The organism is Shouchella xiaoxiensis (assembly GCF_016907895.1).
Taxonomy (GTDB): domain Bacteria; phylum Bacillota; class Bacilli; order Bacillales; family Bacillaceae_D; genus Shouchella; species Shouchella xiaoxiensis.
Genome location: NZ_JAFBCV010000009.1, coordinates 1 through 15,817, shown reverse-complemented (window position 1 = coordinate 15,817; position 15,817 = coordinate 1). Strand labels below are relative to the sequence as shown.

Annotated in this window: 12 protein-coding genes and 3 pseudogenes; 8 read left to right on the top strand and 7 right to left on the bottom strand. The window is 35.3% G+C overall.

Translation table 11 applies throughout. The features are described from left to right. Positions 1-476 precede the first annotated feature (476 nt). A pseudogene (locus JOC54_RS13870) lies at positions 477-1,586 on the top strand (IS3 family transposase). A 136-nt stretch (positions 1,587-1,722) separates the two neighbouring features. Here JOC54_RS13870 and JOC54_RS13865 read toward each other — a convergent pair. The 5 genes and pseudogenes from JOC54_RS13865 to JOC54_RS13845 form a co-directional block, all read right to left on the bottom strand. Then, positions 1,723-2,868: an HNH endonuclease gene (locus JOC54_RS13865; protein ID WP_204466802.1), complete on the bottom strand. Its 1,146-nt coding sequence runs from the start codon at positions 2,866-2,868 to the stop codon at positions 1,723-1,725. A gap of 109 nt (positions 2,869-2,977) precedes the next feature. After that, positions 2,978-4,885, bottom strand: a complete 1,908-nt coding sequence (locus JOC54_RS13860; protein WP_204466801.1) for a DNA adenine methylase — start codon at positions 4,883-4,885, stop codon at positions 2,978-2,980. A gap of 64 nt (positions 4,886-4,949) precedes the next feature. Next, the gene (locus JOC54_RS13855) at positions 4,950-5,156 is read right to left on the bottom strand and encodes a helix-turn-helix domain-containing protein (RefSeq protein WP_204466800.1); all 207 of its coding nucleotides are present in this window, start codon (positions 5,154-5,156) and stop codon (positions 4,950-4,952) included. 253 nt (positions 5,157-5,409) lie between these two features. Continuing rightward, positions 5,410-6,006 carry a nitroreductase family protein gene (locus JOC54_RS13850; protein ID WP_204466799.1) on the bottom strand — a complete coding sequence of 199 codons (597 nt, stop codon included), beginning with the start codon at positions 6,004-6,006 and terminating at the stop codon, positions 5,410-5,412. A gap of 959 nt (positions 6,007-6,965) precedes the next feature. Beyond that, positions 6,966-7,578, bottom strand: a pseudogene (locus JOC54_RS13845) (family 1 glycosylhydrolase); the annotation flags it as partial. A gap of 20 nt (positions 7,579-7,598) precedes the next feature. Here JOC54_RS13845 and JOC54_RS13840 point away from each other — a divergent pair. Next, on the top strand, positions 7,599-7,922 hold the full coding sequence (locus JOC54_RS13840) for a hypothetical protein (protein WP_204466798.1): 324 nt from the start codon (positions 7,599-7,601) through the stop codon (positions 7,920-7,922). A 31-nt stretch (positions 7,923-7,953) separates the two neighbouring features. Further along, the gene (locus JOC54_RS13835) at positions 7,954-8,268 is read left to right on the top strand and encodes a hypothetical protein (protein ID WP_204466797.1); all 315 of its coding nucleotides are present in this window, start codon (positions 7,954-7,956) and stop codon (positions 8,266-8,268) included. Positions 8,269-8,900: 632 nt separating this feature from the next. On the opposite strand, the gene JOC54_RS13830 is transcribed toward JOC54_RS13835, so the two are convergent. Together JOC54_RS13830 and JOC54_RS13825 are read right to left on the bottom strand one after the other, a co-directional pair. Then, positions 8,901-10,424: a flagellin N-terminal helical domain-containing protein gene (locus JOC54_RS13830; RefSeq protein ID WP_204466796.1), complete on the bottom strand. Its 1,524-nt coding sequence runs from the start codon at positions 10,422-10,424 to the stop codon at positions 8,901-8,903. Between the two features lie 86 nt (positions 10,425-10,510). Then, positions 10,511-10,720 (bottom strand): carbon storage regulator, encoded by a 210-nt coding sequence (locus tag JOC54_RS13825; RefSeq protein ID WP_204466795.1) that lies wholly within the window; start codon positions 10,718-10,720, stop codon positions 10,511-10,513. 356 nt (positions 10,721-11,076) lie between these two features. Here JOC54_RS13825 and JOC54_RS23425 point away from each other — a divergent pair. The 5 genes and pseudogenes from JOC54_RS23425 to JOC54_RS13800 all read left to right on the top strand — a co-directional run bounded on the left by JOC54_RS23425 (position 11,077) and on the right by JOC54_RS13800 (position 15,695). Further along, positions 11,077-11,900 (top strand): annotated as a pseudogene (locus tag JOC54_RS23425) (MurR/RpiR family transcriptional regulator). Between the two features lie 105 nt (positions 11,901-12,005). After that, on the top strand, positions 12,006-12,932 hold the full coding sequence (pfkB, locus tag JOC54_RS13815) for a 1-phosphofructokinase (protein ID WP_204466794.1): 927 nt from the start codon (positions 12,006-12,008) through the stop codon (positions 12,930-12,932). Next, the gene (locus JOC54_RS13810) at positions 12,925-14,349 is read left to right on the top strand and encodes a PTS fructose transporter subunit IIC (RefSeq protein ID WP_204466793.1); all 1,425 of its coding nucleotides are present in this window, start codon (positions 12,925-12,927) and stop codon (positions 14,347-14,349) included. Before pfkB ends, JOC54_RS13810 begins: the two co-directional genes overlap by 8 nt. Before the next feature lie 21 nt (positions 14,350-14,370). Beyond that, positions 14,371-14,826, top strand: coding sequence for a PTS sugar transporter subunit IIA (locus tag JOC54_RS13805; RefSeq protein ID WP_204466792.1), 456 nt, complete (start codon positions 14,371-14,373; stop codon positions 14,824-14,826). Beyond that, positions 14,826-15,695: a class II fructose-bisphosphate aldolase gene (locus JOC54_RS13800; RefSeq protein WP_204466791.1), complete on the top strand. Its 870-nt coding sequence runs from the start codon at positions 14,826-14,828 to the stop codon at positions 15,693-15,695. The genes JOC54_RS13805 and JOC54_RS13800 overlap by 1 nt, the downstream gene beginning before the upstream one ends. Positions 15,696-15,817 lie beyond the last annotated feature (122 nt).

The following is a 15,817-nucleotide window of genomic DNA, read 5'->3' as shown; positions in this document are numbered from 1 at the left end:
TTCATCTTTCATTATATAGTATAATTTTATACAATTACGAAAGCAACATATAATGATTTATTTAATAATTATTTATATTGGTAATCCCCCTAATTAAAACTATTACAAAGAAGATCGTAAAGAAATTTTGTGTAAATAGAAACCATATTTAATATATAAACCACCCTTTTAGCTCCGATCTTATCTATACTTGCTGCTTGACTTTTTTATAAACTGGAGAATAGAGAAAGATATGAAAATTAAAATCTAAATACACTTTTAATTTTCACCCCTAGTCCCCCTCCAACTTTAGCGCCCACAAGTCCTCTGTCTATATCAATGCCTTAGCTCAAGCGTCTTATAAGACAGAAATTCGTTCGAGGAAAGGGTTTAGCCTACACGGATTTTTTACAGTGATTATGGATAGGCTACACTTAGTTGGACAGATTTTTTAAGGTCAATTAGACTAAAATCAATATACTTGAAGAGAATATATGATGACCAAAAGAAAACGTCGAACGTTTAGCGAGGAATTTAAAAAACAAGTGGTGCAGCTTTATCAATCAGGAAAACCACGAAAAGAAATCATTCGGGAATATGACTTAACGCCTTCTACATTTGATAAGTGGGTGAACCAACATGAAAACTCAGGATCATTTAAGGAAAAGGACAACCTTACAGAAGAACAAAAAGAGTTACGCGCACTTCGCAAACGAAACCAACAGCTCGAAATGGAAAATGATATTTTAAAGCAAGCCGCGCTGATCATGGGACGAAAGTAAATGTGATTCGTCAAAACGCTCACAAGTACTCGGTATCAGCAATGTGCATCGTCCTCAACATCCCAAGAAGCGTTTATTACTACGAAACAAAAGAGAAGTCCAACGATGACGTCCTTTTAAAAGACGTTATACGGATCTTCCAAAAAAGTCGGCAAACGTATGGCACAAGAAGAATCAAACACAAGTTGAAAGAGTGCGGACACGTCGTGTCCAAACGCCGAATTGCCCGCATTATGAAAGAACAAGGACTTGTTTCCATTTATACAGTTGCCCAGTTTAAACCAACTAAAACCGCTTGTAATGAATCAGAAGTTGGGAATACATTAAATCGTAAATTTAAACAAGACCAGGAACTGAAGGTAATCGTGAGCGACTTAACCTACGTTCGTGTTCCAACAAAAATGGCATTATATCTGTTTATTCATTGATTTATTTAACCGAAAAATCATTGGGTTTAGTGCTGGAGCCCATAAAAACGCCAAACTCGTTCAACGTGCCTTCGCATCTGTACAAGTCAGTCTAAATCAACTAGAATGCTTTCATACAGATCGCGGAAGCGAGTTTAACAATAAGCTGATTGACGATGCGCTTGATGCTTTTGGAATTAAGCGCTCATTGAGTAACAAAGGAACACCCTATGACAATGCCGTAGCTGAAGCGACTTTTAAAACCATTAAAACAGAGTTCGTTCGCGGAAAGGTTTTTTCTAGCCAACACGAACTTGATGGAGGACTATTCGATTGTGTCCATTGGTACAATCATATCCGAATTCACGGGTCCCTTAGCTATGCCACACCAACAGAATATAAACTAGTAGACCTTTAAAAAAGTGTCCGGATTACTGTTGTCATTCCATATCTTTAGAATCAAAAAACAGACTGGAGACTACAACAAATTATCTCCTATCTGCTTTTATTAATAAACTATATAACCAAAAGAAATAAACTATTTTAAAATATTATTAACTATAACGTTTCGTGATGTAAAGCTCTACATTTTCATTTATAAACTCAAGATCCAAACTTGTTTTTGGGGTAGAGCCTGTTAAATAGGTCAAAGAACTACCGCTAATTTCGCTAGAGAACTGTATTTCTCCATTAGAATTAAGCATTATTAAATTCTCATCAAATAATTTATGGTGATTTTCACATAGCCATAATCCATTATCCCTATTCGTAGAATACTTCAGTTTCTCATCTAAAGTTAATTGATGCTGTCTTTTAATCTTCGCCACTGGCCATATATGGGCTCCTTGAATTAGCTGTGGGATGTCACAATCACAGAAAGCACATTTTTTCGGTCCTAATTTATCTAAAAGATTATAAATAAATCGCGCTGAACGTAAACTATTATTTAATTCTAATTCTCTTCGCTCCATCGTTGTAGTAGTTTGAACTACTTCAATTTTATTTAATGAATCTATTACAGCTAAATCTGGAGCTGGAAGGTTAGTTAGATTTTGTTCGCAAATGATATACAATTTGGCTCTTTCAGATAAAATATTTGAAAGGGCTAAACATAATAATGTTGTTTCCTTTTTATTTGCCCCATATGTCTTTCCAAATATTTCTACTGTGTTATCAGAACTCTTTGTTATATAAGTAGAGTTGTTCGATTTATTTCTATTGCGGTTTGATTCACGTATTGCAACAATGTCTTCCAAGGTAGTAAAAGGGTGAATCTCAAAAGGTAAATACTCGCTAGTATTTAAAAAAGATACGCCTGCCGTAGCCATTAATCTATACAAAAACTTATAATAGTTCGTTGTATTATTCCCTTTAAAAGGAAGGAAGTAAAAATAAATGCTTCTTTCCATACAAGGATCGTTGTAGTATTTTACTATAGAAGTAGGGAAGCTCTGAAAATAGGAATTACGACCATTAACAGCTAAATCTGGCACTAATACATAGAATACCGCATTATTATATTCGAGTAAGACAAGCTTCCCTACATTGGTTTCCTCTATAAAATCCACAGTATATTCTTCTCTACCCGTAATTCTAAAACAAATATCTCGTAAAATATCATTGGTTAGAAAATCAGAATATTTACCAGGATATTTTTGATAATTATTCTTAATCGAGAAATGCGGTGGGGTTTCATTCATGGTTAAATATGCCTCCCGTAATATAGATTATAAAAATTATTTAAAGCAATTTAACGAGCGGTGACAATTTACCCCCTGTAAGAAAACAATTAAAGTTGTAAGCTATGGTTTAAAAAGAATGTACGCAATTTCCCTCAATAATGTCAGAAGAAGAAACTAGAGAAGTTTCCTTTTCGTAATTTACAATTAAAATCTCCTTTCTTTTTCTACCTGGAACTTTGGGTATGGATATTATTCTGTACCCTCTATTATCAATCCAAGATTTTAATTGATGATTAATTTCATTTTTATGTTCCATTACGTAGGAAATCATAAACTTAATTCCTTTAGATTCTAGATTATCGGCAAATGCGAACATTTGCTCTTCGTATACCTCATTCCAACCTTTAAATCCTCGTTTACCATCATTATATGCTCCTGTAGTAAATCTATATGGTGGGTCCATATAAACAAAGGAATTTTCATTTATATTACTTATTAATTCCGTATAATCACAGCTGTGAAAATTTACATCCTTCTCTTTTATAACTCTCGAAAAACTAATCATTTTCTCTAAAACTTTGTCATTAAACCATCTCATTCCAACAGGATTGTTAAAATTATAGTTACTATTAAAACGAATTTGTTGTTGAAAACCATATAAGATAATTGTATACAAAAGTTTAGGGCTTCTCTTACTATATGGTAACGAATTGTAATAATCCCTAGCTTTTAAATATCCTTCTGAATTAGCAGCTTCAAGTCCAAATTTTTTAATAGTCCTTTTCATGTATAAAAGGTAATCATAAGTGTCTATTTCTTTAAAAGATCTTATAAGATCCTCAACTAAGTAATTAACATCATTATAAATTATTTTATTTGCATCATTATTTATACCAACGTTAAATCCACCTCCAAATGCGTCAATAAAAGTATCGATGTTATCTGGTAAATGTTTATTTATATAGTTAATCATTTTTGATTTACTACCTATATAATTGAGAGGTGACTCATAATTAACTTCATTAACATTTTTTTTTTGAACAAAGAATAAATATTCGAAATGGTCTTTTTTTCCGTTAGACTTAAAGTTTTTATATTTTTTATATGAAATTTTTTTGCATAAATATGAATCTACTTTGCCGTATCGTTTTAACGTAGATTCAATAAAATCTTTAGATAAAAAACCATCAATACTGTAACTAAATACTATATACTTAGCTTTGGTAGTAGCAATAATTTTGTCAAAAAGTATATGGCTCTTAAAATTCTTTGACCAGTCAGACCTCATAGGTGTTGTACTTCTAGAGCCAGTAACAAGGCTAATCTTAGGTTTATCATCTAATATGAGAGTTTCTAAAATGTGATACTGAGTACCGTACTGATTTTGCGTATATGGTGGATCTAAGTATAAAATATCACAATCAATATCCGAAATAATATCTTCTGTCTTTTTATTGTAGACATCTAAGTTATTGCAGTCTACGTTATTTGAATTAATTTTTACAAATTGAATTGGTTTTGTAGATCGTGGATCCCAATGTTTTAAAAATGCACCATAAACGCCTGCAGTGTTTGAAACAAAAGAAATTGATTCAATTAAGCAAGCTAACAAAAAACAATATTCATTATCAGATAAGAAATCTTTACTTTTCCACTCCTCAATCTTTGACCTAAAAAAATCTATTCGACCAGCATTATAAGGAGTGAAATACATTCTATTTGACTGAGCTGGTGAATAATTCAAATAGAAAAACCCCTCTAAAATTTCCTCGTTATTATTAAAGTAATCAAATGGATTAAAACTCAGTTTATCGAAATTGCAATCATTTGCACAAATTCTACCTCTTGAATAAACTACACTCCATGTCATAGAATCATTAATGATTATATTAAAATTCCCTTTTAAAGCTTCTGCAACTGAACCAGTTCCGCAAAAAGCATCAAAAAAAGTAAGGTTTTTATTTAAAAGATTTTTTTCCTTAAGCAGATCATAAATCTCTGGTGTTATGGTTTCTTTATTACCTATGTATCTCATTGTCTACTCCAATTTTTAATTTATTCTTATGTTGGCTAGGGGGCCTGTAATAAAGAATAATTTCTTATTTATTCTTTTTTATTTCAAAAATATCATTTGGCGAACAATCAAGGGCTAAACAAATTTTTTCAATAGATTTCATATCGATATACCCATTTTTACCCATCCTCGCAACTATATTTCCAGTAATATTAGCTTCTGTCTTAAGGTCTCTTTTTTTCATATCTTTTTCTATTAGTAAACGCCATAAAGGTTTATAGCTAACCGCCATATTTATTATACCTCCAAAAGAATTAAATATAGAGAATTATATCAAAAAAATCACTTACCCTCAACTAAAAGTAACGCAGACTAAATTCACAGCATTAATATAGACGCTGGAAAGCCAATAAATCAACTTCATTTTTTGAGCAATAGAAAAAAGGACCGACATGTAAAATTTTCGGTCCTTTTAAATGAAAAAAGCTTATATATTAGTGAATTTCCTTGTCAGCAATTTATCGAAATCATTTTTTCGCTCTCTTTTATTTAAACACTTTTACACGCTCATCCAATGGTTTAAATTCTTTATCCCCTGCACTTTGTAGAGGCTTGCCAAACGGCATTTGCGCTCGAAGTTTCCATGTTTTTGGAACATCCCACTCATTCGCAACCATTTCATCTACAAGTGGATTATAGTGCTGTAATGATGCACCTAGTCCTTCATTGGCAAATGCTGTCCAAACGACAAATTGGTGCATGCCTGAAGACTGTTCAGACCATATTGGAAAATTATCAGCATATAGAGCAAATGCTTCCTGTAGACCGTGAATGATTTCTTGATCTTCAAAGAATAAGACCGTTCCGTAACCAGCTTTAAATCCGTCCATCTTCTCTTGTGTTCCCTTGAAATCGCCGTCACCAACAACGCCTTTTAAAATTTTCGTCGTATTGTTCCAAAATTTGTCGTGCTCATCATCTAGTAATATAAGAACGCGAGCAGTTTGCGAGTTAAATGCAGACGGAACATATTTAACTGCATGCTCCACAATTTCTTGAATGCGCTCCGTTGAAACGACCTTCTCTTTTGAAATTGCATACGAAGAACGACGAATTTCAATTGCTTCAAAAAAATTTGTCATAACCGTTCCACTCCTTTTCTTTTTATATAACAAATGCTACCATTCCAAGGTTATAATGCCTAGTACGCACTTTATAGTGGCTTAGTAACTTAAACTATACTATTGAACTCCCACCCGTTTACTACAAACATTGCAGTATGAATCAATCAGTAATACTGAACCTAGTAATGAACAGCTTCTTGCTCAAGAGGTGTAGACGTCATTTTGAATTTTACACTTTTTGCTCGTTTCTTTTTGACACTTCTGCTGAAAAAGTACTTTTCCGATTTTTCATTCGAAAGATCAATCACCTTTTAATTTAATTTCTCCCTATTCCCCCTCAGATTTTCACATAAATACCTTCTATAGTAAAAGATATTTATTTAGTACTGATTTAATTTGTTTTCTGAACTTCAATTATGGTTTGCGCGACTCCTTTCATCAACGACAATACACGCAAATGTAAATCGAATAATTTCTTTCTTTTTTCAACTCCGGCAGTTTATAAGTCGTTGGATAGCTATGATTCTCTATACTGGTAATGAGTGGACAGAGGTTATCTAAGAAAGGAGAAAAAAAAGCATTTAATGTTGAATTTTTGAATATGTCAACCATTCCAACCACTTTCTTCAAGCAAGTGGTTCCATAGAGATTTTTCTGCTTAAAGACGTCCAACGTTCGCCAAGTCCACTTAATCCTTTTCCGGTTTCGTCCTTCTGTTTCAGTCTAGATCGACACGCGCACTATTACTTCTGCTGACTTCTATTGTCTCAGCACTTGTTCACATAAATAGTTATGAAATGTGTTTCACCTTTAAACTTTATCTCCCAGGGGAAGTGCATACGCTTCACCCCTTTTATCATTTTGACTTTGATTTGTCATGCAGTCTCTAAGGAGGTGCACTTGGAGCAGAAGATCTTACTCAAACTTCAATAAACCACTATATTTTAATAAGTAAACTTACAAACATAACCTAGGTTTCAAAACATTAATAAGAAGCCCTTCATCAGTTTAGTAATAAAGGGCTTCTCTTCATCTTTTATAGTTCCTTTTTCATTTGTTTTAATTACATTTTTGTACCAATTAAAAGAGTCTCTACGCTTACTCATTTCTGATGTAGAAAAGCTAATTAAATTTATAGAGCCCCATGCCGTGTACCCCTTTAGGTTGACACCGTCTTTTACAGCTTCTTTCATTTATTCAATGTGTTTACTCAAGTAATCTATTCTGTACGAATCATGTATTGATCCATCTGGTTCAACCTTATCATATGCACCTAAACCATTCTCCACAATAAATAATGGCTTCCCATAACGATTATTAAAATCTCTTAACGCTATTCTTAATCCCTTAGGATCAATTTGCCATCCCCAATCTGAGGTCTCTAGATATGAATTTTTAACAGCTCCCTTAACTAAATTCCTTCCGTCTTTTCATGTTGGCCATGAGTTGAAACTGAAATACTCATATAGTAGCTGAAAGATATAAAATTAACTGTGTATTTTTTAAAAGTTCATCGTCATCCTCTACCTTCTCTATAAAAATATTATTCTCAGCAAAAAATCGATTCATAAAGGCAGAATATTCCCCTTTAGGTATGGTTGCTAGATGATGTGCGATTCCCAACAGGATACGCCAATGGAAGAGTTGCCTCAGATTATCCTGAAAATCTTAAAAAATATCTTAAAATTCATCAATTAGATTTTGTTGGACCTCTAGAAGATTCTTCAATTTTAGTGAAATGGGGAAGTCCGGGGAACAGATATTCATTAACGAAAAAAATAGAAGCTATTGATGATAAAATACTAGGAATTATCGTTGCTAAAAAAACAGGAAATAATAGTGTCGATGCCACTACACTACAAAATGTTAGTCATTTGGAGAAAAACGGCCTGTTATTTTGGGGATATTCCAGAGGGAGATTGTTATGTAAATAGAATAAGTCACTTATTGAATGAAGGAAAGCATGTGGCGAGTGTTGGAATACTCTATCATGCTGAATCAGAATGGCTTGGGAATAATGTGCAATTTCAGAAACCGGCGCGCGAATTAATGCAGCATCAAATAGATTTTGATGTTATGTCTGTGGAACTAGTATGTAATGAGACAATAGAAAATCAACAATTTGATTTGAATCATGAATATTTTCAAGCCCTTATCATTCCGTATTCTGGCATGACTCATACCATCTACACTTATGACGAAAAGGGACTTCAATATTTAGCACCTGTATTTCCTTCAGCTAATTTTAGATTAGGTTTAAAAAAAAAGAAGCCAACTTAATTCAGAGTTGGCTTCTTTTACATATTTCCTTTTAATTTTTGGATAACTATTTTAGTAATTACAATTAGCGAAAGAATAGGAAAGACATATAGAGAGACGGCTATAACAAGAAAAAATACAGCCGTGTTAAATAATTCTCCCATGGCGATGCTAATAACAAATAATATGCCAATAATTAATGGTGTTAAACAATCCGGTTTCCATCCAGCTTTTCCGTATTTTTTTGAAAAAAAACTACTGATTCATAAATGATTAAAATAAGGATAGCAGCAATTATAAATCCCCATAGAAACTCGGACATAAATGCCTCCATAAATATTAATTTATGTCTTATATCCTAACGTATAAATTTATATTATGCATTGGTGAGGATGAGAGCGTCAAGAAGCTATTGTAAATGTAAAGCCTTATTACTGCCTAAGGTCTAAGTATACTCGAATTTACTAAAATAAAAATACTAAAATATTAGATTGCTCGGTTAGTCTAAATTTAATAACCTAATAATTGTAGACTGTTAGCTTATGTTGAAATATTTAAACGGCTTTCAGTTAAATGATTAGTTGTTTTTATGTTAAATGTTTTACGCTTTATCACATAAAAAAACCCTTCTCTAAAGAAGGGTTTACTAGAAATTATCCTAGAAGTTGTAGTACTTGTTGCGGTGCTTGATTTGCTTGCGCAAGCATTGACTGAGAAGCTTGAGACAAGATGTTTTGCTTCGTGAACTCCATGATTTCTTTAGCCATGTCTACGTCGCGAATACGAGACTCAGCAGCTTGAAGGTTCTCAGAAGAGTTGTTCAAGTTAGAGATTGTATGCTCTAAGCGATTTTGGTTAGCACCAAGGTTAGAGCGCTCATTAGAGACTTTATCAATTGCACTTTGGATAGTTGTAATAGCTTGAGCAGCTGATTCATGAGTTGAAACATCTAATGCCAGTTCAGTAACGTCACTATTAGTCCCATTAGTAACTCCTAAGCTATCTTTTTGAGCTTGTGTAGCGTTACTTAAAGAAGTTGTCAAATTTAAAGCATCTGCGCGCATATCAGCTATATTCAAAGAAAGTGATTGACCTTGGTTAGCACCAATCTGGAAAGTTGAACTAAATTGACTTGTAACTTTTACATCAAAGTTTTCTCCTGATGGAGTTGCTTCGGTTAAAGTAATTACGTTGTCAGTTGCTGAAGCAATACCACCTATTGCGTTAGCTAAGTTAGCAGCCGTAGCCCCTGCATCTTCACCAATTACAAATTGATTTGCTCCTGCTGTTTCACCTTGAGCTACTGCTGTAAAATCCGTTCCATTTACTGATATCACTGTACCAGCTTTAAGATTATCAGACAAAGTTAAAGTAGCCTCTCCAGCAGTTGCTGCTAGTTGAGACGGTGTATCTTGAGTAAGTTCAATATCGTTTACATTTGAACTAAAAGTAAAGTTCTCTCCTGATGCAGCTGCTTCAGTAACAGTGATTGTTGTACCCGTTCCTCCAGAATTAAAGTTATCATTAGCACCAATAGCTGTACGTAAGTTATCTATAGACGCTCCAGCATCAGCTCCAACGTTAAATTGGTTTCCTTCAGCCGTTTCATCAGCTGCTATAGCTGTAAATGTTTCACCGTTAATTATAAAGGTATTACCTTCTGCAATTGTAACATCAGCTAAGTCAATTGATCCTACACCAGACGTTGCTGTAGCAGGACCTGCAATAGAGTTTACAGTTTGGTTCGTTTCAATTGAACTTGCACCATTAAGAAGTTTTTGACCATTAAATTCCGTTGTATTACCAATACGGTTAATTTCAGATGTTAGTGAATTTATTTCATCTTGAATATTTTGGCGATCCTGGTCTGTATTTGTACCATTAGCCGCTTGTGTAGCGAGTTCACGCATACGTTGAAGAATTGAATGTGTTTCAGAGAGTGCTCCCTCTGCAGTCTGAATCATAGAGATGCCATCTTGTGAGTTACGGCTAGCTTGATCCAAACCACGAACTTGCGCACGCATTTTCTCAGAGATAGCAAGACCAGCAGCATCGTCTCCAGCCTTGTTAATACGAAGACCTGAAGATAATTTTTCTTGTGCTTTTGCCGCCATTCCTTGGTTAACTCCAAGCTGACGATGAGCATTCATTGCGCTCAAATTGTTATTAATAATCATAATCGACACTTCCTTGTATTTTTCTTATCGCCACATCCTTGTGAACGATAGATTTATTTTCAAACCCGCTTTCACGAGGAATGAACTTACTCTTTTTCAAATTCTTCTAAGACAAGCTCCAATCTTTGAACAGAAACCTGTTTAGGTGCGTCAACTAATACTTTAACTTGAGCACCGTTTACCTCAGTAATTGTAATACGAATGTCGTCTCCAATTAAAATACCTTGGTCTTCTTTTCTCATTAGAGCAAGACCTTTTGTCTTTCTCGTGGCTAGTTCATACTTTTTGCTATTCATAAATGATCCTCCTGATCAATTTTCTTCTTCCTGAAACTATGAAAGCAAGAATTATTCAATTTGTTCATAACTATTATCGGCCTAAATTAAATTGTGTTTAACGTTTTTCTAAAATTAATTAAATAAAATCTGTATTCATATCAATCATCGAAAGAAGACTGAAGAGATGCACAATCTCTCTCATTTTAAAATAGTGTTTAAATTATTAATAAAAATTGATTAAAATGCACCATTTTATAAACGAGGTACAATTAGTCTATATTACTTAGATAATAATGAATTGTCGTTTACGAAAGCATCATTGGTGTTAAACTATTTGATAGTTCAACTTTTTACAAAAAGAGGATGAGGCCAAAATGGATAAAGCTTTGTTTAATGTCCCCCCAGACGTTTTTGAGCGACTGAGTTCAACAGAACGTTACTTATTAACGTATATACATGATCATTTAGATGATATTGCGACGATGTCAATTGTGACCTTGAGTGATCGTGCAACCGTGTCAACCGCTACTATCGTTCGATTGATGAAAAAGCTTGGGTACAGAGGATACACCTCCTTTAAATATCGGTTAGAACAAGACAAGACAATGATTGATACAGAGGGTAACTTAAGTGGTATTGATCAATCTATTAAAAAAGCACTTCAGAAAAATGAAGAAGAAGTGCGAAGAACAATTCAACTACAAAGCATCGGTCAGATTGAAGACGCTGTCCAAAAGATGCACGATGCAAAAAAATTTATATCTTTGCCCGAGGTTTCTCTCAAATGATTGCCCACGAAATGACTGTTAAGCTACAGGTATTAGGTAAGACTTGCGAAATGCATGATGATCCAAATATCATTCGGATAAAATCACGGAAAATGGACCATCGTTCAGATTTAGTCATTTTTATTTCATTAAATGGTGAAACCGAAGAACTTGTCGAAGCATGTCAGAACTTAAGTATCTTGCAGGTCACAACGATTACACTAACAACTAAAGTAAACTCATCACTTAATAAACGATCTGATATGACCTTGCTGGGCTATAAAAGTGAAAGCTCTCCCATACCCGACTATGAAGTTCGTTCTAGACTCTCTTTAAATGTAATTGCACGTGTTCTATTAGATGCTTACGTTATTCGTACCAGCGATACATCCGATACCTTCACACAAAAACCACACCGCTCCTCATTCTGATTTAGGTGTGGTTTTTTCGAGTTTTCATAAACTGAAAACATTTACATAATGAATCATGCCATACTTTAATTAAGAAATTAGATTCCAAGAAGATGGTGAGAAAACATGATTTACACATGCACGATGAATGCCGCTATCGATCTTTACGTTGAACTTGACACGCTTCAACCTGAAATAGTTAATCGGACAATCGATGAGGATTATCAACCTAATGGCAAAGGTGTTAACGTTTCAATTATGTTAAAGAAACACGGTATTGACAATGTAGCAATGGGGTTTGTAGCAGGCTTCACTGGAAATTTCATTCAGCAATCTTTAAACGATTTAAATATTAAAACCGATTTTGTTCATGTTGATGGCATTACTCGTATAAATGTGTTCATGAATGCAGATAAAGAATACAAAGTTGTTAATCAGGGACCTTCGATAACAGATGAAAAACAACAGCTTTTGTTAAGTAAAATAAAACAGATCAATAAGGGAGATACGCTAATTGTATCCGGTAGTCTTCCTCTTAATGTAAGCGACACTATTTTTATAGAGATTGCTAAAATTTGTGAAGAAAAAGAAATTGATTTTGTTTTAGATACAAGCATTGCTTCACCCGAACAAATTCTCAAACACAAGCCATATTTGCTTAAACCGAATGACGAAGAACTCGCTGCCTTTTTTAACCTAGAGCACGAATTAGATGAAAACGAAATTATTCATTACGGGCAGGAACTCATTAAGCAAGGAGCAAAACAAGTCTTAGTCTCACGTGGAGAGAAGGGAAGTATCTTCTTAAATGAAGATACATGCTTTGTTCTAACATCTCCTCAAGGGTCGGTTCTAAATACAGCATGTTCTGGCGATGCTTTACTTGGTACTTTTATTGGCCTTTATAAACAAGGGAAATCGCTAGAGGAAGCGTTAATACACGCGACAGCTACAGGTGCTTCAACAGCTTTCTCTAAGGGATTGAGTGATTTAACAGATATTCCTCAGCTTGTTAAACAAGTACAAATTACTAGGAGGGGTTTAAATGAGTAGAGTAAAAATTATTGCTGTTACTGGTTGTCCGACCGGAATAGCTCATACTTTTATGGCAGCAGCCGCGCTTAAAAAAGCAGCTGAAAAGATGCCAGAAGACATTGAAATAAAAGTAGAAACGCACGGTCAAGCTGGAATTGAGAACGCTTTAACGGAGGCGGATATAAAGGAAGCTGCTGGAGTCATTATCGCTGCAGATAAAGATGTTAACGCTGATCGTTTTCATGGCAAACCTGTTGTTGATGTTCCAGTAGCAAAAGCACTTCGCGGTGCGGAAGCACTAATCCAGCAAGTTCTTACTAATGAAGCTCCCATTTACAAATCAAAAAATGGTAACACCTCTCAACAAGAAGGGACGGCAGATCGTTCTTCTAAAACTGGCAACACGATTGGACGATCGATCTACAAATCATTAATGAATGGTGTATCCCATATGCTTCCTTTTGTCGTAGGGGGTGGAGTGCTTATTGCTTTATCTTTCTTGTTTGGTATTTATTCTGCTGATCCAGAACACGAGACATATAATGCGTTTGCTGCCTTTTTAAATGATCTTGGTGGTCTTAGTTTTAGCTTAATGGTGCCAATACTTGCAGCATTTATTGCCGAATCAATTGGAAAACGCTCAGGAATGGTCGTTGGTTTTATTGGAGGTTTACTAGCTGTTGAAACTGGTGCTGGCTTTCTTGGCGGAATTATAGCAGGTTTTGCAGCAGGTTACTTAATCGTGCTTCTACAAGTTCTTTTAAAGAAGCTACCAAAATCATTGGACGGCTTAAAAATGATTTTCTTGTTTCCCGTCCTCGGCATTTTCTTAATAGGGGCGATCATGTTCCCGCTTATGACACCAATAGCATCAATTAATGAAGGCATGATGACGTTTTTATCTTCCGTCCAGACCTCTAGCCCGCTTTTATTAGGATTAATCGTTGGCGCAATGTGTGCGTTTGATATGGGAGGACCTGTTAACAAGGCTGCTTACGTAACAGGAACGTTGTTGTTGTCACAAGGAAATCTTTATTTTATGGCAGGTGTTTCTGCTGCGTGTATTGCCCCACCGTTAATTACTGCTTTCGCTGTGTTATTTTACCGTAAGTATTTCAATAAAGAAGAACGGAACGCTGGAATGGTTAACTTTATTCTCGGTTCTACTCATATAACCGAAGGGGCAATTCCATTTGCTGCTAAAAACCCCATTGTCGTCTTACCCATTCTTATGTTGGGCTCTTCAATTGCGGCAATTATGACGTATTACTTCGGTGTACAGGTTCCAGCACCACATGGTGGCTTTCTTGTATTGCCTGTTGTCACAGGTGCATTAAAGTGGGTGTTTTCAATCTTAACTGGTTCAATTATTGCAGGCATCATTTTTGGACTATACCGGAAAAAAATCGCTGGTGGAAAACCGATAGAAGGTTAATTTCTCAAAGGAGTGAAGGACATGATTACGCAAAACCAAATTTATTTGCACTCAACTGCAAAAACACAAGAAGAAGTCTTTACGGTTATTGCTGAATTGGCACTACAAAATGGTATTGCTTCAAGCGTCGAAGGAGTGATCACAGGTTTAAACGAACGGGAGTTACAAAGCTCAACGGGGTTTCAAGATGGTTTTGCCATTCCCCATACACAAGCCGACGCCATAAAAAAACCAGGAATTGTGGTTGTTCGAACGGAACAAGGGATTGAGTGGAATTCATTTGATGACCAACCTGCTTTTTTCTTCATTTCCTTGCTTATTCCTAAAGAAGAAGCTGGCTCCACTCACCTGAAGGCCTTAGCTTCTTTATCAAGTGCTTTAATGGATGACGAAAAAAGAGATGGATTTCTTCATTCACAAACTGAACTGGAGCTTTCAAAAAAAATCAATCTAGCTATTATGGGAGATGACAACTAATGGGATTACAATCAACAACACCAATGCTCCAAAAAGCAAAAGCAAATAAACATGGAATCGTTGCTTTTAACGTCCACTCTTTTGACAGCATCTTCTGGGTGCTAGAAGCTGCGGCTGAGTTAAAATCCCCCGTGATCCTTCAGACGACTGTTGGAACGGTCAAATCGCTAAAAGCAGATAATATTGTTCGCGTTGCAAGAGCTGCGGCTGAGCATTTTAACGTCCCAACAGGCCTGCACCTCGATCACTGTACCGATTACAGTGTGATAAAAGAAGCAATTAGAGCAGGATATACTTCTGTCATGATTGATGCATCCATGCACCCTTTTGAGGAAAATGTAGCCCGGACCCAAGAAGTTGTCGCATTAGCAAAAACATTGAATGTCAATATTGAGGCAGAACTCGGTAAAGTTGGCGGCGTTGAAGATGACATTGTTGTCGCAGAGGAAGATGCACAGAAAGCAATTCCTGAAGAGTGCAAACGTTTTGTTGAGTTAACAGGAGTTCCAACTTTAGCTCCAGCTATTGGTACGGCACATGGTATTTACAAAGGCAAACCAGACATTGATTTCAAACGAATAGAAGAAATCGCTGCCAGCGTCGATGTTCCATTAGTGCTCCACGGTGGATCAGCAGTGCCAGAAGAAGATGTACGTCATTGTGTTCAACTTGGGATGGCGAAAGTGAATGTTTCTACTGAATTAAAAAATGCGTATTCAGAAGCCATTCGTCAACATTTCATCGATTCACCAGAAAGTCTAGATCCTCGTGCATACTTACAAAAAGCAAAAGAAGCCGCCATTGAAATGGCAAAGTCTAAAATCCAAATAGTCGGCAGTGAGAATACGGTTGTTCCTGCATTTGTATAAAAAAAACCCCCCTTTTACTATAGACTAACCTAAGAAAATGAGACACTATAAAACACCTTCGAAATGGTACACTTGAACAAAGTACAAATTCGGAGGTGTTTTTGCATGGGCAAAAACGTATA